The sequence below is a fragment of the Nitrospirillum viridazoti CBAmc genome (assembly GCF_000730165.1).
GTDB classification, from domain to species: Bacteria; Pseudomonadota; Alphaproteobacteria; order Azospirillales; family Azospirillaceae; genus Nitrospirillum; species Nitrospirillum viridazoti.
The window spans coordinates 2,754,510-2,774,630 of sequence record NZ_CP022110.1; the positions used below are offsets into that span (position 1 = coordinate 2,754,510).

Annotated in this window: 20 protein-coding genes; 7 read left to right on the top strand and 13 right to left on the bottom strand. The window is 67.7% G+C overall.

What is annotated here, in order from left to right; translation table 11 throughout:
- The first annotated feature begins 162 nt into the window (after window positions 1-162).
- Window positions 163-798 (top strand): GTP cyclohydrolase I FolE, encoded by a 636-nt coding sequence (gene folE, locus Y958_RS12705; RefSeq protein WP_186291326.1) that lies wholly within the window; start codon window positions 163-165, stop codon window positions 796-798.
- A 223-nt stretch (window positions 799-1,021) separates the two neighbouring features.
- Here the strand turns inward: folE and Y958_RS12710 are convergent, their stop codons facing one another.
- Window positions 1,022-1,612 carry a hypothetical protein gene (locus Y958_RS12710; RefSeq protein ID WP_050898493.1) on the bottom strand — a complete coding sequence of 197 codons (591 nt, stop codon included), beginning with the start codon at window positions 1,610-1,612 and terminating at the stop codon, window positions 1,022-1,024.
- 688 nt (window positions 1,613-2,300) lie between these two features.
- Here Y958_RS12710 and Y958_RS12715 point away from each other — a divergent pair.
- Both Y958_RS12715 and Y958_RS12720 read left to right on the top strand, forming a co-directional pair.
- Window positions 2,301-2,771, top strand: a complete 471-nt coding sequence (locus Y958_RS12715) for an Hsp20 family protein (protein ID WP_088872262.1) — start codon at window positions 2,301-2,303, stop codon at window positions 2,769-2,771.
- A gap of 86 nt (window positions 2,772-2,857) precedes the next feature.
- Window positions 2,858-3,103 (top strand): DUF1150 family protein, encoded by a 246-nt coding sequence (locus tag Y958_RS12720; RefSeq protein WP_088872263.1) that lies wholly within the window; start codon window positions 2,858-2,860, stop codon window positions 3,101-3,103.
- A 156-nt stretch (window positions 3,104-3,259) separates the two neighbouring features.
- On the opposite strand, the gene Y958_RS12725 is transcribed toward Y958_RS12720, so the two are convergent.
- The 3 genes from Y958_RS12725 to groES all read right to left on the bottom strand — a co-directional run bounded on the left by Y958_RS12725 (window position 3,260) and on the right by groES (window position 6,342).
- Entirely contained in the window at window positions 3,260-4,162 is a 903-nt protein-coding gene (locus tag Y958_RS12725) for an alpha/beta fold hydrolase (protein ID WP_088872264.1), read from the bottom strand.
- A gap of 155 nt (window positions 4,163-4,317) precedes the next feature.
- Window positions 4,318-5,949: a chaperonin GroEL gene (gene groL / locus Y958_RS12730; protein ID WP_040848137.1), complete on the bottom strand. Its 1,632-nt coding sequence runs from the start codon at window positions 5,947-5,949 to the stop codon at window positions 4,318-4,320.
- A 105-nt stretch (window positions 5,950-6,054) separates the two neighbouring features.
- The gene (groES, locus tag Y958_RS12735; protein WP_040848135.1) at window positions 6,055-6,342 is read right to left on the bottom strand and encodes a co-chaperone GroES; all 288 of its coding nucleotides are present in this window, start codon (window positions 6,340-6,342) and stop codon (window positions 6,055-6,057) included.
- 291 nt (window positions 6,343-6,633) lie between these two features.
- Here groES and Y958_RS12740 point away from each other — a divergent pair, with 291 nt between their 5' ends.
- The 4 genes from Y958_RS12740 (at window position 6,634) to Y958_RS12755 (ending at window position 11,594) form a co-directional block, all read left to right on the top strand.
- Window positions 6,634-7,923, top strand: a complete 1,290-nt coding sequence (locus tag Y958_RS12740; protein ID WP_088872265.1) for a hemolysin family protein — start codon at window positions 6,634-6,636, stop codon at window positions 7,921-7,923.
- Between the two features lie 405 nt (window positions 7,924-8,328).
- Entirely contained in the window at window positions 8,329-10,599 is a 2,271-nt protein-coding gene (locus tag Y958_RS12745) for a heavy metal translocating P-type ATPase (protein ID WP_244909294.1), read from the top strand.
- 98 nt (window positions 10,600-10,697) lie between these two features.
- On the top strand, window positions 10,698-11,294 hold the full coding sequence (locus tag Y958_RS12750; RefSeq protein ID WP_186291185.1) for a Spy/CpxP family protein refolding chaperone: 597 nt from the start codon (window positions 10,698-10,700) through the stop codon (window positions 11,292-11,294).
- 24 nt (window positions 11,295-11,318) lie between these two features.
- Window positions 11,319-11,594, top strand: coding sequence for a DUF2933 domain-containing protein (locus Y958_RS12755; protein ID WP_088872268.1), 276 nt, complete (start codon window positions 11,319-11,321; stop codon window positions 11,592-11,594).
- A 106-nt stretch (window positions 11,595-11,700) separates the two neighbouring features.
- Here Y958_RS12755 and upp read toward each other — a convergent pair whose 3' ends face one another.
- The 9 genes from upp to Y958_RS12800 form a co-directional block, all read right to left on the bottom strand.
- Window positions 11,701-12,351, bottom strand: coding sequence for a uracil phosphoribosyltransferase (upp, locus tag Y958_RS12760; RefSeq protein ID WP_040848149.1), 651 nt, complete (start codon window positions 12,349-12,351; stop codon window positions 11,701-11,703).
- Window positions 12,352-12,556: 205 nt separating this feature from the next.
- Complete coding sequence (locus tag Y958_RS12765) at window positions 12,557-13,423, bottom strand: diguanylate cyclase (RefSeq protein ID WP_050898490.1); 867 nt, start codon at window positions 13,421-13,423, stop codon at window positions 12,557-12,559.
- Window positions 13,424-13,623: 200 nt separating this feature from the next.
- Complete coding sequence (gene ccmI, locus Y958_RS12770; protein WP_088872269.1) at window positions 13,624-15,249, bottom strand: c-type cytochrome biogenesis protein CcmI; 1,626 nt, start codon at window positions 15,247-15,249, stop codon at window positions 13,624-13,626.
- Window positions 15,246-15,725 (bottom strand): cytochrome c-type biogenesis protein, encoded by a 480-nt coding sequence (locus tag Y958_RS12775; protein WP_244909295.1) that lies wholly within the window; start codon window positions 15,723-15,725, stop codon window positions 15,246-15,248. The genes ccmI and Y958_RS12775 overlap by 4 nt, the downstream gene beginning before the upstream one ends.
- A 215-nt stretch (window positions 15,726-15,940) precedes the next feature.
- On the bottom strand, window positions 15,941-16,486 hold the full coding sequence (locus tag Y958_RS12780; RefSeq protein ID WP_088872271.1) for a DsbE family thiol:disulfide interchange protein: 546 nt from the start codon (window positions 16,484-16,486) through the stop codon (window positions 15,941-15,943).
- A 10-nt stretch (window positions 16,487-16,496) separates the two neighbouring features.
- Window positions 16,497-18,497 carry a heme lyase CcmF/NrfE family subunit gene (locus Y958_RS12785; protein ID WP_088872272.1) on the bottom strand — a complete coding sequence of 667 codons (2,001 nt, stop codon included), beginning with the start codon at window positions 18,495-18,497 and terminating at the stop codon, window positions 16,497-16,499.
- 24 nt (window positions 18,498-18,521) lie between these two features.
- Window positions 18,522-19,013, bottom strand: coding sequence for a cytochrome c maturation protein CcmE (ccmE, locus tag Y958_RS12790; protein WP_088872273.1), 492 nt, complete (start codon window positions 19,011-19,013; stop codon window positions 18,522-18,524).
- Complete coding sequence (ccmD, locus tag Y958_RS12795; RefSeq protein ID WP_088872274.1) at window positions 19,010-19,231, bottom strand: heme exporter protein CcmD; 222 nt, start codon at window positions 19,229-19,231, stop codon at window positions 19,010-19,012. The genes ccmE and ccmD overlap by 4 nt, the downstream gene beginning before the upstream one ends.
- A gap of 127 nt (window positions 19,232-19,358) precedes the next feature.
- Window positions 19,359-20,075 (bottom strand): heme ABC transporter permease, encoded by a 717-nt coding sequence (locus Y958_RS12800; RefSeq protein WP_088872275.1) that lies wholly within the window; start codon window positions 20,073-20,075, stop codon window positions 19,359-19,361.
- Window positions 20,076-20,121 lie beyond the last annotated feature (46 nt).

Below are 20,121 nucleotides of genomic sequence, written 5' to 3' on the forward strand. Positions count from 1 at the left end.
TGCAAGACCAGCCGGCCGCTGTCACAGACGGCCCTGCGCGGTGCTTGTACAGAACCTGACCCTATGGTCCCGAATCAGGGCCTAGACGCCCCGTCACCACCAAGCCAGCCCGCCCGAGGGAGAAACACCGTGACCCACGCCAAAAACACCCCTGCCGACAAGATCGTGGCCGGGCCGGTCCACGGGCGCCGCACCGTGGTCGCCCAAGGCCGCCCCAGCCGGGAGGAAGCGGAAGAGGCGGTTCGCACCCTGCTGCGCTGGGCGGGCGACGACCCCACGCGCGAGGGCCTGCTGGGCACGCCCGACCGCGTGGTCCGCAGCTATGAGGAGTTCTTCGCCGGCTATGCGTCCGACCCCATGGAGCTGCTGGCCCGCACGTTTGAGGAGACCGACGGCTACGACGAGATGGTCGTGCTGCGCGACATCCGTTTCGAAAGCTATTGCGAGCACCACATGGTGCCCATCATCGGCGTGGCCCACGTGGCGTACCTGCCCCGGTCGCGCGTGGTCGGCATCTCCAAGCTGGCGCGGGTGGTGGAGGTCTACGCCAAGCGCCTGCAGATCCAGGAGAAGATGACCTCGCAGATCGCCAACACCATCGACGAGGTGCTGCAGCCCCTGGGCGTGGCCGTGGTGATCGAGGCGTCGCACCAGTGCATGACCACCCGCGGCGTGCACAAGCCCGGCGTATCGATGGTCACCAGCCGCATGCTGGGCGCCTTCCGCAACGATCCCAGCACCCGCCGCGAGTTCCTGGCCATGATCGGCAATCCCAGCCCGGCCGGCAGCATGTTCTGAGGCCAGGGCCCTAGCACCAACGAATCAATCCCTATAAAAATGGCCGGCGGCGCCCCCAGCGCCACCGGCCATTTTTATTTGAGCCTAGCGGCCAGCTACCTCCAATTTTTCCAGTGGCCCCGACCGGGCCGCCGGACCTTTCCGGGGAGCGGAGCGGACTGGAAAGGGAGGAAGCCAAGCCCGCGGACGCGCCCGGCGCTTGAGGGCGTCTTATGAGGGCATCTTACAAAATCATCGCCGCGAACAGGTTGTCGCGGATGCCCTTGGCCAGTTGGGCGTCCATGTCGCGGGCCATGTCGCGCACCAGCTGCGACCAGGTCTTTTCCCGCTGATTCAGGGTCACGTCTTCGGACACCGACTGGCTGGAGGTCACCACCACCGAGGTGCTGCCGGCATAGCCCTTGGCCGGCATGTCGACCTGGATCTCCACCTCCACCCGGCCGTCATACCGCTGCGATTGGTCGGTCGTGAACCAGCCCTTCACGCCGGTGGTGCGTGGCAGGTTCACTTCCACGATGCTGGCGTTCTTGATGACGACCCGCGCCTTGCCGCTGGAGCCGGCAGCCTTCAGCCGGTCCTGCACCCACAGGCGCACCACCTCGGCCGGGGTCAGCTGCAGCTGGTATTCGATGTTGGGCGGCTTCATGGGCGACACGTAGTCGTTCACCACCTCGATCTCGGCCACGTTCAGGGTGATGGGTGTCTCATCGGCAAAGCCGAACCCCCCCGACTGGGCCCAGGCGGACCGTGCGACCACGCCGGCGGGTGCCACGACCAGCAGACCGAGAACAAGGGCCAAGAACAGACGACGCATGGGTCACCTCGAAAAAGGCGGTAAGCCTGAATGGTAGCTGGCAATGCTTGTGTCATGACCCCGGCGGCTGATCAAGCGCGACGCCGGAGATAAACCCCTACCAACGGCAGGGAAGACGCGTGCCGACGCGACTCGAATCCCCCGACAGAGGGCCTAGCCTCAAGGAATCGCCCCTCTCCCCGGCGCGGCACCTGCTGCGCGGCGGTCCACAAGTCTGTCAAGGGCGAATCAGGGTCCGCCATGGCCCTTCGCAATAAGGAAATACCCCCGGTGGCGCAAACGTATTGTCATTAATATCTTTTGATTCCAATAACTTACTTTTATTGCCTATTTCTTGGGCAAAGAGCGCAGAACCCCGGGACTCCTGGCCCCGGCACCACCCTTTCACAGACTTATCCACAGTTTCTGGGGGTATCTGACTCCCTACCCTTTCCCCTGGCCGAAAGGCATGTCTCCACCCGCCATGACGGCCGTCACAAGGGGGACGTGCCATCCGGGCGCAGCCCCCCAACAGCCTGTGCACCCGTGCTGGCGCTTGTCTTGAAGCGCCGGAGACGGTACCCATGTATGTCGTGAGGCGGTGCCGTTCCGGGCCGCCGAGCAGCGGGCCGAAGGCACCGGGTTCCCATCGAGCCCGGCGCGGAGGCCGCCCCCGCATACTCGCTCGTTGGAGGAGAGTGCCGCCATCATGAATACCCGTGTCTCGTTCCTGAACAGCCCCTTCCTGCTGGGTTTCGACCAGTTCGAACGCACGCTCGACCGGATTTCCAAATCCGCCGCCGAGGGCTATCCCCCCTATAATATCGAGCAGGTCGGCGACGACGGCTTGCGCATCTCCCTGGCCGTGGCCGGCTTCACCTTCGATGACCTGCAGGTGCAGACGGAAGACAACCAGTTGATCATCCGCGGTCGCCAGCAGGACGACAAGTCGCGCATCTATCTGCACCGCGGCATCGCCGCCCGGCAGTTCCAGCGCAGCTTCGTCCTGGCCGACGGCATCGAGGTTCTAGGCGCCAGCCTGGACAACGGCCTGCTGCACATCGACCTGCGCCGGCCCATTCCGGAACCCAAGGTGCGCACCATCAAGATCAGCGGCGCCGCCGAGGGCACGCCCGAGCCACAAACCATCGACGTTTCGCCCGATAAAAACCCCGGTTGATCCCAGATCGAGCCATTTTCCGCCTTCACCCTGACAGGGCTTCCAAAAGCCTGTCTTTCCTCACGTTGCGAAAAGCGAGTGACATCATGACCGACAGCTTCGACACCGAATTCCAGACACTGAGTCCCGACGCCCTGCGCCACCTGTCCACCCAGGATTTCGCCGCCTTCGGCGTGAACGTCCTGGCCTATGTGAAGCCGGTGGTGACCCAGGGCATCCTGGGCTATGCCATCCACGCCGCCGACGGCACGCCGCTGGCCGTGGCTGCCTCCCCCGAAGTGGCGCTGGCCTCCGTCCGCCAGCACGACATGGAACCCCAGCGGGTGCATTGAGCCACGCACCCCGTCAACCGCCGGGCGGCGCATCCGAGCCTCCCTTGGCTTCTCCTCGCCGTCCAGTCCGCTACGCTCCCCGGACATCCCCGGCGCCCCGGTCGGAGCCAGGGAAAAAGGGGAATAAGGGCGGTGCCAATCCCCTAGCCTGATCCCCTAACCCATGAAATCCAAGAGCGCGCGCAGGACATCCTGCGGGCGCTCTTCGGGTAGGAAGTGGCCACAGTCCAGGGCCTCGCCCTTGAGGTCGCGACAAACCTCCCCCCACACGGCCAGCGGGTCGTAGGCGCGGCCCACGAGGCCCTTCTTCCCCCATAGGACCAGCGTCGGGCAGTGGATGCGACGGCCCAGCCGCCGGTCCTCCGCCTCGTGCGCCAGGTCGATGCCGGCGCCGGCGCGGTAGTCCTCGCACATGGCGTGCAGGGTCGCGGGGTCCCGGAAACAGCGCAGGTATTCCTTCATCACCGCCGGTGGAAAAGGCGACGCCTCTCCTTGGCCGGCATGGGGCGACAGGCCGCGGAGCGCGCTGGTCAGCACGAATTCGGCGTCGAGACCCAGCAGCCGTTCCGGAAAGGGCGCCGGCTGGATCAAGAAGAACCAATGCCAATAGGCGGTGGCCACCCGCTGGTCCACCGTGCCGTAGACGACGGAACCGGGCACGATGTCCATGAGGCACAGCCGCTCCACCGTCTCCGGATGATCCAGCGCCAAGCGATGGGCCACGCGGGCGCCCCGGTCGTGCGCCGCCAGGCGGAAGCGGGGATGGCCCAGGGCGGTCATCACCGCCACCATGTCCGCCGCCATCGCCCGCTTGGAATAGAGCGCGTGCCCGGTGTCGCCTGCGTCCGCCGGCTTGTCGCTGTCGCCGTAGCCACGCAGGTCCGCGGCGACAACCGTGTATCGTCGCGCCAGATCCGGCGCCACCAGGCGCCACATGGCGTGCGTCTCGGGAAAGCCGTGCAGCAGCAACAGGGGCGGCCCCTCGCCGCCCTGGGCCACGTGGATGTCCACCGTACCGGTGGCGATGCGGTGATGGGTGAAACCGTCGAGCAAGGCCATGGGCGCACCGCCTGTCGCGCGGGGGTTGGGGCCTACAAATGAAACTCCACCGGTCTGCATCTGCCAAGCCCGCTGAAAGAGTGCGGCCAAAAGAAAAGAGCCGCCCCCGGTTGCCCAGGGACGGCCCTCTCTTTCCGATTCGTCTGGGGGACGAATTAGAAGTCCATGTCACCCATGCCCGGGGCGCCGGCCGGAGCGGCCTTCTTCTCGGGCTTCTCGGCGACCATCGCCTCGGTGGTGATCAGCAGGCCGGACACGGAGGCCGCGTCCTGCAGGGCGGTGCGGACCACCTTGGTCGGGTCGATGACGCCGAAGGCGAACATGTCACCGAACTCACCGGTCTGGGCGTTGTAGCCGAAGTCGGCGCTGGACTGGTCCAGCAGCTTGCCGACGACGATGGAACCGTCGGTGCCGGCGTTGAAGGCGATCTGACGCACCGGGGCCTGCAGGGCCTTGCGGATGATGTCCACGCCCACGCGCTGGTCGTCGTTGGCCGGCTTCAGGCCGTCCAGGGCCTTGGTCGCGTACAGCAGGGCGGTGCCGCCGCCGGCCACCACGCCCTCTTCCACCGCGGCGCGGGTGGCGTGCATGGCGTCGTCAACGCGGTCCTTGCGCTCCTTCACCTCGACCTCGGTGGCGCCGCCGACGCGGATGACGGCAACGCCGCCCGCCAGCTTCGCCAGACGCTCCTGCAGCTTCTCGCGGTCGTAGTCCGAGGTGGTCTCCTCGATCTGCGCCTTGATCTGGCCGATGCGGGCCTCGATGTCGGCCTTGGCGCCGACGCCGTCCACGATCGTGGTCGCGTCCTTCGTGATCACCACCTTCTTGGCGGTGCCCAGCATGTCCAGCGACACGTTCTCAAGCTTGATGCCCAGGTCTTCGGAGATGACCTGGCCGCCGGTCAGGATGGCCATGTCCTCCAGCATCGCCTTGCGGCGGTCGCCGAAGCCCGGGGCCTTCACGGCGGCGATCTTCAGGCCGCCGCGCAGCTTGTTCACCACCAGGGTGGCCAGCGCCTCGCCTTCCACGTCTTCCGACACGATCAGCAGCGGGCGGCCGGACTGCACGACGGCTTCCAGCACCGGCAGCAGGGGCTGCAGGCTGCCCAGCTTCTTCTCGTGCAGCAGGATGTACGGGCTTTCCAGCTCGGCCGTCATCTTGTCAGCGTTGGTCACGAAGTACGGCGACAGGTAGCCGCGATCGAACTGCATGCCCTCGACGACTTCCAGCTCGGTGTCGAAGCTCTTGGCCTCTTCCACCGTGATGACGCCCTCGTTGCCCACCTTTTCCATGGCGCGGGCGATCATCTCGCCGATCTCGGCCTCGCCGTTGGCGGAGATGGTGCCGACCTGGGCGATCTCGGCGTTGGTCGAGATCTTCTTGGAGCGGCTCTTGATGTCGTTGATAACGGTGGTCACGGCCAGGTCGATGCCGCGCTTCACGTCCATCGGGTTCAGGCCGGCGGCCACGGCCTTGGCGCCTTCGCGCACGATGGCCTGGGCCAGCACGGTGGCGGTGGTGGTGCCGTCACCGGCGATGTCGTTGGTCTTCGAGGCCACTTCGCGCACCATCTGGGCGCCCATGTTCTCGAACTTGTCGGCCAGCTCGATCTCCTTGGCGACGCTGACGCCGTCCTTGGTGATGCGCGGGGCGCCGAAGCTCTTCTCGATGACGACGTTGCGGCCCTTGGGGCCCAGGGTCACCTTCACGGCGTCGGCCAGGATGTCCACGCCGCGCAGCATGCGGTTGCGCGCGTCGACGCCAAACTTCACTTCCTTGGCAGCCATAATCTCTCTTCCTTGAATTTCCGGGGCCTCATGAGGCCCGCGATGGCTTTGAGGGGAACACGACAGGGCGGCGACCCGTCAGGGTCGGCCAGCCCGGTCATCCAATCAGGCGACGATGCCCAGGATGTCGGATTCCTTCATGATGAGGTATTCGGCCCCATCGATCTTGACCTCGGTGCCGGACCACTTGCCGAACAGCACGCGATCACCAGCCTTCACGTCCAGGGCGATCAGCTTGCCCTGCTCGTCGCGGGCGCCGGGGCCCACGGCGACGACCTCGCCCTCCTGGGGCTTTTCCTTGACGGTGTCGGGGATGATGATGCCGCCGGCGGTCTTCTGCTCACTTTCGACGCGGCGCACCACCACGCGGTCGTGCAGCGGACGGAACTTCATAGGGTCTCTCCCTTAAAAGGCAAAAGCTATGGGGCTGAGCCTGCTGTTAGCACTCAACCCCGGTGAGTGCTAGCGGAGATAATACGAGTCCGGTCGGGAATCAAGACACTTGCGGCAGACGGGGCGATGGTCGCGAAAACGTCATGGCCGCGCCCTTGGTCCCGTCGCCGTTTTGAAGGCATAAGCCGTAAAACTTAGCTGCCCCTGTGATGGTGGGACGCGACAGACTGTCCGTCCATGCTATCGTGCCGCGTGTACCTTCCCTCCCCGACAGGCTCAGACGCCGCCCTGATGCTTTACCTGCAAGTCGCCATCCTGGTTCTGCTGATCCTGCTGAACGGCTTTTTCGCCATGTCCGAACTGGCCGTCCTGTCCGCCCGGCGCAGCCGGCTGACCGCGCTGGCGGAGAAGGGGCAGCGCGGGGCCCGCACGGCCCTGGCCCTGCAGGAGAGCCCCTCGCACTTCCTGTCCACGGTGCAGATCGGCATCACCATGATCGCCATCGTGGAAGGCGCCTTCGGCAGCGCCACCCTGTCGGGACCACTGGCGGAAAGCCTGGCCACCATCCCGGCCCTGGTGCCGCACGCCGACAGCATCGCCGTGGCCTTGGTGGTGGTGTGCATCACCCTGCTGTCGCTCATCGTGGGTGAGTTGGTGCCCAAGCGCCTGGCCCTGTTCGCGACCGAGCGCATCGCCGTGCTGACCGCGCCCTTCCTGCTGGGCTTGTCGCGCGTCGCCTCTCCCGTGGCGTGGTTCCTGGGTGCCGCCACCGAACTGGTGCTGAAGCTGTTCGGTGCCGCCGGCAAGCCGGAGAACGCCGTCACCGAGGAAGAGGTGAAAAGCCTGATCGCAGAAGGCACCGCCGCCGGCGTGTTTGAGCCGGAGGAGAAGCGTATGATCGAGGGCGTGCTGGGCCTGTCCGACCGGCCGGCGCGCGCCATCATGACCCCGCGCCTGGACGTCATGTGGCTGGACCTGAACGACGACGTGGACCAGCTGACCAAGGAAATACAGGAAAGCCACCACAGCCGCTTCCCCATCTGCCGCGGCAGCCTGGACGAGGTGGTGGGCGTGCTGCACGCCAAGGCCGTTCTGGACGCCGTTCTGGCGGGCGAGACGCCGGATCTGGGCAAGCTGGCCAACCCCGCCCTGATCGTGCATGACGGCACCCAGGTCATGCGCCTGCTGGAACTGTTCCGCTCATCCGGCCAGCAGATGGCCCTGGTGGTGGACGAGTACGGCAGCGCCGAGGGCATCGTCACCCTGACCGACATCCTGGAATCCATCGCCGGCGACCTGCCGGAAGCCCACGACGTGGACGAGGATGAGTTCGTGCGGCGGGAGGACGGTTCCATGCTTATCGACGGCCGCATGGACATCGATGAGGCGTCGCACGTCCTGGATCTGCCGGGCCTGCGCGATGGTGGCGATTACCTGACCCTGGCCGGCTTCCTGCTGTTCAAGCTGGGCCACCTGCCCCGCGTGGGCGAAGGCATCAGCCACGCGGGATACCGGTTCGAGGTGGTGGACATGGATGGCCGCCGCATCGACAAGATCCTGGTGATCCCGCCAGCTGAATAAGCCGCTCAGGCGCTGGCGGCCCGTCCGGGCCCTTCGCGGCGCCCGGTTTCCAGTCCGACATGCTCGCGAAGACAGCCGATGGAACATCGGGAATGGACACCTATTGTCCTGTGCGTTCCTTCATACGGCCTTGAGCGCCCCCCAAGAGCGACACGGCCAAGCGCGACACGGCTTCCCTGCGGAACGATTGATTGAACGCAATGACCATGCCCATCGGGCAATGCAGGATGGCCCCGATGTGAGACGTCACGTGCCGCCCCACCGGCAGGAAGGTCAGCGATGCATGATCATGGGCAGACTGCGATGTCGACAGGGTCCCCTCAGACGGGTCATCAGCCTTCCGGGCGAGAAGGGGGCCACCATCCCCCGCGCGATAGCGTGGGCGTCAAGGATCCGGTCTGCGGTATGACCGTGGACCCCGCGACAACCGCCCACCGGGCTCAGGTCGGAGACACGACCTATTGGTTCTGCTCGAACGGCTGCCTCGCCAGGTTCCACGCCGATCCCGGCAAGTATGTCTCGGCGACTGAGATGAAGACGGGAGCACCGATACAGCCCGGTGCGATCTATACGTGCCCGATGCATCCGCAAATCCGCCAGCCAGGGCCGGGCAACTGCCCAATTTGCGGCATGACGCTTGAGTTGCTGAAGGTCTCCCTTGACGACGGGCCAAGCCCCGAACTTCAGGACATGCAGCGCCGCTTCGTCGTAGGCGGAATCCTGACCCTGCCCGTCCTGCTGCTGGAGATGGGCGGCCACTTGCCCGGCATCGGTTTGACCCATTTGCTGGATGCCCGGCTGAATGCCTGGATACAGTTCCTGTTCGGAACGCCGGTCGTGCTGTGGGCCGGCTGGCCCTTCTTCGCCCGGGGGTGGGCGTCGGTCCGCATCCGCAGCCTCAACATGTTCACGCTCATCGCCATGGGGACGGGTGCCGCCTATCTCTACAGCCTGATCGCCGCGTTGGCGCCGGACCTTTTCCCCCAGGGGTTCCGTGGCCCGGGCGGGACGGTGGCGGTGTATTTCGAGGCGGCTTCGGTCATCGTGGTCCTGGTCCTGCTCGGGCAGGTGCTGGAACTGCGCGCCCGGGAGCGGACGGGAGGCGCCATCCGCGCCCTGCTGAATCTGGCACCGAAGACGGCCCGCCGCGTCGCCCCCGGCAACGATGAAGAAATCACGCTGGAGCAGGTGCGGGTAGGCGACCACCTCCGGATCCGGCCCGGCGAGTCGGTGCCCGTGGATGGCACGGTGTTGGAGGGCCGGTCGTCCGTGGATGAATCCATGGTGACGGGCGAGTCCATGCCGGTGGAAAAGGAAACAGGTTCCAGCCTGATTGGCGCCACGCTGAACGGCACCGGCAGCCTGGTGATGCGGGCAGACAAAGTCGGAACCGACACCGTGCTGGCCCGTATCGTCCAGATGGTGGCGGAGGCACAGCGCAGCCGCGCCCCCATCCAGCGGCTGGCCGACGCCATATCCGGGTATTTCGTGCCCGGGGTGATCGCCGCCGCCATCCTGTCTTTCGCGGCCTGGGCAATATGGGGTCCAAGCCCGCCGCTGGCGTACGGGCTGGTCGCCGCGGTTTCCGTGCTGATCATCGCCTGTCCCTGCGCGTTGGGCTTGGCAACGCCCGTGAGCATCATGGTCGGCGTAGGCCGGGGGGCGACGGAAGGCGTGCTGATTAAGAACGCGGAGGCGCTGGAGCGTTTCGAGAAGGTCGATACGCTGGTGGTCGACAAGACCGGAACCCTGACCGTCGGCCGGCCCAAGGTCACTTCCGTCGTACCGGCGCCGGGCATTGAGGTGTCCGAACTGCTGGCCCTGGCGGCGTCGCTTGAGAGAGGCAGCGAACATCCCCTGGCGGCGGCCATAGTGACCGCCGCCCATGATCAGGGTTTGCCTTTGCAGGAGGTGGCCGATTTCAGCTCGGTGACCGGCCAGGGCGTCGTCGGCACCACCATCGCCGGCCGCCGCGTCGCCCTGGGCAATGCGAAGCTGATGGCGGCGGAGGGCATCACCGTGGGCGGCCTAGCCGAAGAGGCCGACGCACAGCGCCGGGACGGGGCGACGGCCATGTATCTCGCTATCGACGGCCGGGTCGCCGGCATCATCGCCGTGGCCGATCCGGTGAAGGAGAGCACCTCCGACGCATTGAAAATGTTGAAAGCGGATGGCGTGCGCGTCGTCATGCTCACCGGCGATAACAAGACCACGGCCCAGGCCGTGGCCCGCCGCCTAGGCATCGATGAGGTGGTGGCCGAGGTGAGCCCGGAGGACAAGAACGCCGTCGTGCGGCGGCTGAGGGGCGAGGGTCGCATCGTCGCCATGGCTGGCGACGGGGTCAACGATGCGCCGGCCCTGGCAGAGGCCGATGTCGGCATCGCCATGGGCACCGGCACCGACGTGGCGATGCAGAGCGCCGGCGTGACGCTGGTGAAGGGCGACCTCGCCGGTATCGCGCGGGCGCGGGCGCTTAGCCGGGCCACCATGCGCAACATCCGCCAGAACCTGTTCCTGGCCTTCATCTACAACGCGCTGGGCGTGCCGGTCGCGGCCGGGGTGCTCTACCCCTTCTTCGGCATCCTGCTGAGCCCCGTCATCGCCGCGGCCGCGATGGCATTGAGCTCCGTATCGGTGATCGGCAACGCACTGCGCTTGCGGACGGTCCGGTCTTAGCCAGTGAACCGGGCCGGCCTCCCATTGAGTTGAATCAAGGAAAGGTTGAGCACGGTGCGGCATTGTTCATGTACTGCACCTGCGACTGGAGAAATCCCATGCAGCGCTTTCCGCATCGTGTCCTTCGCAGCGCTCTATTGGCCGCTTCCATGGCATGCGCTCCAGCACCGTGGGCCCTGGCCCAGGGCAATGCCGAAGACCATACCGCGCATCATCCCGGCCAGCCCCCGGCCGTAGCCGCTCAGCCGTCTCCGGCCAAGACCGGCATGGCCATGCCCGGTGGCGACACCGCAGGGGCGTCGATGAACGGTGAGTGCCGGATGATGCCAGGCATGATGTCCGGCGGCATGGGTGGCATGGCCGGCATGATGACGGGCGACCACATGGAGGGGCGCTTGGCGTTCCTGAAAACGGAACTGCATATCACGGACGCCCAGGGCAAGGTCTGGAGCGCCTTCGCCGACGCCGTCCGGGCGGCGGCGAAAGGCGCGCGGATGATGCATGGGAGCATGATGGGCGCCGCCACGGCCACTTGGCCGGAGCGGCTGGCCCAGCATGAAAAAATGCTTTCCGCCCATCTCGAAGCCCTCAAATCCATCCGTGCCGCCGCCGAACCGCTATATGCCGCCCTGGATGCGGAGCAAAAGAAGACGGCCGATGACCTCATGGCCGGGCCGATGATGGGTTCGATGTAACGCAGGCAAGAGAAGGAGGCCGCCATGGACTATAGGAATGGGGAGGCCCCCTGGTGGAAAACCCGAAGCGGGATCGTGCTGTTTGGCTTCGCCGCGGTGGCGGCCTTTTTCCTCTTCACCGGGCACCGGGCCCATGTCTTCGGCCTGCTTCCCTATCTGCTGCTGCTGGCCTGTCCGTTGATGCACCTGTTCATGCACCATGGACACGGTGGTCATGATCACAGGGGCGTGAACGATCCTTCCCGCAATTCGGCCGGCCCCGCAACTCGGTCGGCAAGGCAAATCAGCCATGAACAATGACACCGTTCCCGGTCGCAGCGACACCCGGCTGATTCCCCCGGCTCTCAGGTCCGGATCACCTTGAAGGGCAGGCTTGAGGAAGGGCAGGCTCGAGCGGGAACGGACACTACTTCGTCCCGAACAGTCGGTCGCCCGCGTCACCCAGGCCGGGAACGATGTAGGCGTCGTCGGTCAGGTGGCTGTCCAGGGCGGCAGTGTAGACCTTCACCTCGGGGTGGGCGTCGTGGAAGACGCGCACGCCTTCCGGCGCCGACACCAGGGCCATGAAGCGAATCTGGTCGTCGGCCACGCCGTGGCGGTTCAGCACGTCGACCGCGTGCACGGCGGAGTTGCCGGTGGCCAGCATGGGGTCGACCAGGATGAAGGTGCGGCCGGCCGCGGCCGGCAGCTTCACCAAGTATTCCACCGGTTGCTTGGTCTCATGGTCGCGGTACAGGCCGATGTGGCCCTCGCGCGCGCCGGGCATCAGCTCCAGCAGGCCCTCGGCCATCACCAGGCCGGCGCGCAGGATGGGAACGACGGCGACCTTCTTGCCCTCGATCACGGGCGCGTCCATCTCCACCAACGGCGTCTCGATCCGTTCCGTGGTCAACGGCAGGTCGCGCGTCAGCTCATATCCCATCAGCAGCGCGATCTCGCGCAGCAGCTGGCGGAAGCCCATGGTGGACCGCCGCTTATCCCGCATGTGCGACAGCTTGTGCTGGATCAGCGGGTGGTCGGCGACGAACAGGTTGGGGAATTCGGGGACGGTGCGCATGGGCGGCAAGACCAGGAATTTAAACGGTGGAATTGGTTCCAAGCTAGCGGACCCGGCAGCCGAGCGCCACCATGGCGACGCAAGGAATAAGGTCCGACCGCCCGAATAAGGCGACCGGTTACCCCAGGCGGGTGATCCTGACCAAGCGGTCAAGCCTCATGGCAGGTGCGCGGGCCCCGGGCGCGGATAAGTCGCCAGGCCCGGCTCACACCGGCGGGGTCGCGCGCACCACCTGGTTGCGGCCCTGGCGCTTGGCGGTGTAGAGGGCGGCGTCCGCCTCCGCCACCAGATCTTCCGGATCGCAATCCGGCCGCGCCTCGGCCAAGCCGAAGCTGGCGGTGAAGCGGATGGCGCGCCCGCCGCCGATGGCGACCGACAGCGTCTCCATATCCTGGCGCAGGCGTTCCACCACGGCGTAGCCGTCCATGATGGTGGCGTCCTTCAGCAGGATCAGGATTTCCTCGCCGCCCAGGCGGAAGGCCTCGTCGAAGCTGCGGATGCCCTGGTTCACGGCGCCGGCCGCGGCCATCAGCACGCGGTCGCCGGCCTCATGCCCATAGGTGTCGTTGACCGACTTGAACTTGTCGAGGTCGCACAGCGCCACGCAGAAAGGGCGGCCGGTACGGCGGTAGCGGTTGACCTCGCGCTCCATTTCTTCCCGCAGGCCGGTGCGGTTGCGCAGGCCGGTCAGCGGGTCGATGCCGCTGCCGGCCACGCTGAACGCCCGCTCGATGCGGCGCAGCAGCAACATGAACTCGTCGAACTTCTCGATCACCGCTTCGTAGGATTGCAGTGACGGCGGCTGGCCCTCGACCGCGCGCATGTGCACCAGGCGGGCCATACGGTGCATCTGGTCGTGCAGGGAGATCAGGCGGTCGATGGCCGGCTGGTCCGCCAGTTCGCTGCCGGAGGCGCCCCGAACCCAGGCGGGAAAAGCCACCGGCGTGGGCAGGGGGGCGCCGTCGCCCAGGCTGAAGAAGGCCGCGCGGTGCCACTGACCGATCCACCGGAGATGCTCATCCACCACGCCGGCCAGACCGGCGGCGGAAGGCAAGGGGGACGATTCGTTCATCGCGGAAAGGGGATCCTGAGACGGGGCCGTATGCCGCATGGATAGGGCGGCGCCAGCGAAACGGGGCAATACCCGCACTTTAGGTCATTCATCCCCGGTTTGCACCGCCCTTGGCACCAACCCGAGGGATAGGATGTCGCACCTACGGCACCCTGCCCCGCACCTTCGAATTACCCCTGTAGGCCAAGTCGCTAAACGCCTCAGGAACCCAGCGCCTTCAGCCGGCCCTCCAGCTCCTTGCGGTCGTCGGAGCCCTCGGGCAGCAAGGGCAACAGGCGGCCCCACAGATCCTTGGCCTCGGCCTTGCGTCCCCCCTCCGCCGCGTCCAGGCCCAGGTACCACAGGGCCTGGGGATTGTTGGGGGAGGACTTCAGCACCACGCGCAGGGCGGTGAAGAAGGCGGGCGGCGGATGGCCGCCGTCGGCCGGCAGCAGCACGCGGGCATAGGCCAGGTTGATCTCGCCATCATCGGGTGCTGCGGCCACGGCCTTGGCCCAGGCTTCCCGCGTCTTGGCCACGTCACCCGTCGCCTCATAGGCCTGGGCCAGGCGGGCCCAGCCCTCGGGCTTGTCCGGTTCCTTCTCCGCCGCCGCCTGGAACTGGGCCAGCAGCGACTTCACCGTGGCCGACCGCTGTTCCGGCGTCATGGTGGCGGGGTCGGGCATGCCGGGCGGAACGGCGCCGGTGGGCGCGCCGGCGGTGCCGCCGCCGTAGCGCTTGGCGTTGGCCTCGGCCTCCGCCGCCTTGTCGTTCTGCCCCAGCACACGATAGGCGCGGGCCAGGCGCGACCAGCCCTCGGCATCGTCGGGCTGGGCTTTCAGCCGGTCGGCCAGACGCTGGACCATGCCCTGGATCATGGCGTTGCGATCGCCGCTGGACATGGTGGAGGCGGCAGCCATGTCGTCGGCTGTCGGCCCCGGAGTACCGGCATTAGGTGCAGGCGTTGGGTTGGCGGGCGGCAGGGGTTGCGGCGTCACCGCCGCCGGATCCATGCCCGCCTCGGTCGCCGTCTCACCCAACTGTCCGCGCAGGAAGGGCACCCAGGGGGCGTCGGCCGGGCTTTCCGCCAGCAGGGCGGACCAGCGGGTGATGGCGCCCTTGAGGTCGCCCGCCTGACGCGTGGCCAGGCCGTCGTAATAACGGGCGCGCGGCTCCTTGGGGTTCAGGGCCAGGGCCCGCCCCAAGGCCTGTTTCGCTTCCGGCCCCACCACGCCGTCGGCCGACAGCACCAGCGCCTCGGCGCGCGAGGCTTGCAGGTTGGCGTCGTCGGGGGCCAGGTCCACGGCCTTGGCCCAGGAGGCAGCGGCCTTGTCGTTTTGGCCGGTCATGCCCTGGGCGGTGGCCAGAGCCTTCCACGCCTCCAGATCCTTGGGGTTCTCGGTGACCCGGGCCTGCAGGGTCTTCAGCACCGCCTGGGCCTGGACGCCGGCGGTCTGGTCGGTGCGCCCGCCCGCCGGCTGGCCCGGCAGGTCGGGGCTGCCCAGGCGCAGGTAGATGCCCATGGCCAGCAGCGGCACGGCGGCCAGCAGCGCGGTGGCCAGCTTGCGGGAGGGCTTCGCCGGCATCGCGGGCGCCACCGGCGCCGACTTCGCACGCGCATCGGCCGCCAGCAGGCGCCGGCCGACCTCCGTCCGCGCCGCGGCCGCCTGGTCGTCGGTCAGCAGGCCGCGCGCCACGTCGCGCTCGATTTCCGCCAGTTGGTCCTTGTAGATGTCGACCTCGGGCGAACCGGCGGCCTCCGTCTTGCGCGCGACCATCAGCGGGCGCAGCAGTGCCAGCAGGACGCCCGCCGTCAGCAGGGCGGCGGCGATCCAGAACGCCATCATGGCCGCCCCTTCCCTTCGTCCTTGTCATCCATCAGCAGGGCCAGATGGGCCTTTTCCTCCGCCGACAGGGGCGGCGCCACCGCCTCGGCCCCCACCGTGCCGTGCCGGCCGCGCCACAGCAGGATGCCACCGCCCACGACCAGCAGGGCGAAGGGCCCGAACCATAACAGGTAGGTCGATGGCCGAACCGGCGGGCGCAGCAGGACATAATCGCCGTAGCGGTCGGTGAGGAAGGCCACGGCCTGAGCGTCGCTGTCGCCCTTCACCAGCCGTTCGCGCAACAGCAGGCGCAGGTCACGCGCCAGGGGGGCGTCGCTATCGTCGATGGACTGGTTCTGACAGACCAGGCAGCGCAGATCCTTGGAGATGGCGCGCGCCCGCGCCTCCATGGCCGGGTCGGGCAGCATCTCGTCCGGCTGCACGGCGCGCGCCAAGGGGCCGGACAGCAGCGTGGCCGTCAGGACCAACGCTGCCAATGCCCGCCTCGCGTCAGCGGCACGAAGTTTCAACTTGTGCCGCTGTAGGCCCCACCCCTTGGACGTGTAAACAGGGGGGCCGCCGGAAGTTTCCGGGGAACGCAGTGGACTGGAAACTGAGGACAAGCCAAGCCCGCGGATGCAGGCGCCCGGCGCCTGAGGGGCGGTGTTTGAGCGGTTACGGTCAAACACCGCGCGTATCCTTTGCACCCGCCTCATTTCGACAGCTCATTGATCAGCGGCAGGATGCGGTTCTGCAAATCCTGCGGGGTGATGGGCCCCACCTGGCGGTAGCGAATGCGGCCCTGGCGGTCGATGACATAGGTTTCCGGCACGCCATAGACGCCGAAGTCAATGGCGGTGCGGCCACTCTCATCCCGGGCCACGGCGGCGTAGGGGTTGCCGTCGCGGGCCAGGATGGCCTGGCCGTCCGCCGCCTTGTCCTTATAGTCGATGCCGCGGATGTCCACCCCCTGCCCCGCCAGACGCATGAGGATGGGGTGTTCCGAGCGGCAGGGCGCACACCAGCTGGCCCAGAAATTCACCAGGCGGACCTTGCCGTCCCCTAGTTCCGCGGAGGCCACGCCCGGCTGCCCCTCCACCAGGGGCGGCAGGTCGAAGGCCGGCACCGGCTTGTCGATCATGACGGAGGGCAGGCGATCGGGCGTGTCGCCCCGGTCGATCTGCTTCAGGCGCACGGCGAACCAACCGGCCAGGCCCAGGAACAGCACCAGGGGGATCAGGAACATCAGGCGGCGCATGCGGGGGACCTTATTCGGCGGGGGCCGGCGGAATGGCGGCGGCGGCGCGCGGCACGGCGCGCTTCAGCGGCACGCCCACGCGCAAGCGGCGGTCGGACAGGCTGACCAGGCCGCCAGCCATCATCAGGATGGAGCCCACCCAGATCCACGGCACCAGGGGATGGCGGTAGAAGCGGGTGTTGTAGCCGGTGCCGTCCGGCGCCGGCTCGCCCACCACGGCATAGAGGTCGCTGAAGAAATTGGTGTGGATGGCAGCCCCCGTCGTCGTCATGCGGGTGACGGGGTAGAAGCGCTGCTCCGGCGCCAGGGTCGCCACGAAGTCGCCATGGCGGGTGACGGTCAGCACGGCGCGGCGCGCGGTGTAGTTGGGGCCCGGCGCCTCCGCCACGCTGTCCAGGCGGAAGCTGTAGCCGGCCACGTCCACCGACTGGCCGATGTGCAGCACCTGGATGGCCTCCGTCGTCCAGGCGGAGGTGCCGACCATGCCGGCCACGGCCACGCCCAGCCCGGCGTGGGCGATGGCGGTGCCCCAGGCGCCCCGTGGCAAATGGCGGGCGCGGGACAGGCTGTCGGCCAGGGGCATGCGGAACAGGCGGATGCGGTCGGCCACGTCCACCACGGCGCCCATGACGGCCCAGCCGGCCAGGCCCAGGGCCAGCACGGCCAGCACCGGCTTGGTGCCCGCCAGCCACAGGGCGGCCAGGGCGGCCAAGACGCCCACCAGGGCCGCAATCTTCAGCCGCTCCAGCACGCCGGCCAGGTCCGCCCGCTTCCACGACAGCAGGGGGCCCATCGCCATGACCGCCACCACCGGCACCATCAGGGGCACGAAGGTGGCGTTGAAGAAGGGCGGGCCGATGGAAATCTTGCCCCCGCCGACCGCATCCATGAACAGGGGATAAAGGGTGCCCAGGAAGACGGTGGCGCAGGCGGTGGATAGGAGCAGGTTGTTCAGCACCAGCCCGCCCTCGCGGCTGATGGGCGCGAACAGGCCGCCAGCTTTCAGGATGGGCGCCCGCAGGGCGTAGAGCAGCAGGCTGCCGCCCGTCGCCACCACCAGCAGCGCCAGGATGAAAACGCCGCGCGCCGGGTCGGACGCGAAGGCGTGGACGGAGGTCAGCACACCCGACCGCACCAGGAAGGTGCCCATGAGCGACAGGGTGAAGGTGACGATGGCCAGCAGGATGGTCCAGCTTTTCAGCGTGTCGCGCTTTTCCACCACGATGGCGGAGTGCAGCAGCGCCGTGCCGGCCAGCCAGGGCATGAGGCTGGCGTTTTCCACCGGGTCCCAGAACCACCAGCCGCCCCAGCCCAGGGTGTAGTATGACCACCATGAGCCCATGGCGATGCCCAGCGTCAGCGACGACCAGGCGATCAGGGCCCAGGGCCGCACCCAGCGGGCCCAGGCGGCGTCCACCCGCCCCTCGATCAGCGCGCCGGCGGCGAAGGAGAAGCAGAGGCTGAAACCGACATAGCCCAGGTAGAGGAAGGGCGGATGGAAAGCCAGCCCCGGATCCTGCAGCAGGGGGTTCAGGTCATGGCCGTTCAGCGGTGCCGGATCCACGCGGGTGAAGGGGTTGCTGGTGGCGACCATGAACCACAGGAAGCCCACGCCGATCATGCCCTGCACCGCCAGGACGCGGGCCCGCAACGATGCCGGCAGGTTGCGGCCGAAGGCGGCCACCAGCGCGCCGAACAGGGCCAGGATGAACACCCACAGGACCAGCGAGCCCTCATGGTTGCCCCAGACGCCGGCCACCTTGTACAGCATGGGCTTGTCGGTGTGGCTGTTCTCCACCACGTTCAGGACGCTGAAGTCCGACACGACATGGGCGTAGGTCAGCGCGCCGAAAGCCAGCGCCAGGGCCGCGAACTGGCAGTAGGCCGCCGTGCGCCCCACCTCCATCATCGCGGCGTCGCGCCGCGCCGCGCCCCATAGGGGAATGACCGACTGCACCAGGGCGACGACCAGCGCCAGAACCAGCGCGTAGTGTCCAAGCTCGGGGATCATGGGCCGTCGTCCGCAGTCTTGTCGTCAGGGATTGGTGCGCAGGGTGGAGGTCTGGTGCTCCTCCCCCGCCGAGACCGGCGCGTCACCCGGCTTGCCGGGGTGGCCGGCGCGCTTCAGGGCGTCGGCCACGTCGGGCGGCATGTATTTCTCGTCGTGCTTGGCCAGTAGCTCGGTCGCCGAGAACACACCGTCGGCACCCAGCCTGCCCTCGGCCACCACGCCCTGCCCCTCGCGGAACAGATCCGGCAGAATGCCGGTGTAGGTGACGGGCAGGGACTTGGCGGTGTCGGTCACCTGGAAGGTGACGGTCATGCCGCCCTCGCGCTTCAGGCTGCCGGCCTCGACCAGCCCGCCGATGCGCACCGTGCGCCCGCCCGGCGGCTTGGCCGCCAGGTCGGACGGGCTGTAGAAGAAGACGATGTTGTCGCGGAAGGCCGACAAGGTCAGCGCGGTGGCGGTGCCCAGGCCCAGCAGGGCCAGCGCCAGGATCATCAGGCGGCGGCGTTTGCGGGTCATGGTGTGGTCTCGGCGGCAGGGGTGGCCGTGGGGGCTGGGGCCGCCTTGGGCTCGCGCTTGCGGCGCGGCTTGGCCGCCTCCAGCGTGGCCAGGGTGCGTTCCACCCGGCGCAGGCCGGTCAGGCTCAGCACCAGCAGGCCCACCAGGACCACGGCCGCGGCCCCGTAGGATGACCAGACATAGGCGGCGTATCCGCCCATCGACAGGAACCCGTCCATCACACTCTCAACCACTGCCGGACGGTCCGGAAGGACCGCGAAGTTGGCACGACCATTACGTTATCACGCCCCCGGAATGACCGCCTTCGGTCTTCTTGTCCCATCGGCCCAAGCCCCAACGGCCGGCTCAGTTGGCCTGCCCCAGTCGCAGGGTCTGAACCCGGCGGGCGGCCAGGCCGGCGCGGATGCGCAGGATGACCACGGCGAAAAAATAGCTCTGGAAGGCCACGGCCATCAGCAGCAGGGGCCACAGCATGCTGGCGGCGATGGTGGGTCCGCCCAGGCGGAAGACACTGGCCGGCTGGTGCAGGGTGTTCCACCACTCCACCGAAAACTTGATGATGGGCACGTTCACAGCGCCCACCAGCAACAGGATGTTGCCGGCCTTGTTCCCCCGCGCCGGATCGTCGAAGGCATCCACCAGGGCCATGTAGCCCAGGTACAGGAAGAACAGCACCAGCACGCTGGTCAGCCGCGCGTCCCACACCCACCAGGTGCCCCACATGGGCGCGCCCCACAGGGACCCGGTCAGCAGGCACAGGGCGGTGAAGCCGGCGCCCAGGGGCGCGGCCGCCTTGGCGTAGACCTCGGCCAACGGATGCTTCCACACCAGCGCGGCGGCGGCGGCCACGGCCATGGTGCTGTAGGTGAACATGCTCATCCACGCGGCGGGCACGTGGATGTACATGATGCGCACGGTATCGCCCTGCTGATAATCCGGCGGCGACGCGAAAAGGCCCAGATACAGCCCGGCCGCGAAACAGACCGCCGACAGACCCGCCGCCCACGGCAGCACGGCGTTGGCGATCCTCAGGAAGCGGGCGGGGTTGGCGAAGCGATGCATGGCCCCCGTTATGTATCACGCCCTCCGGCCTTTGCCATCGGGATAC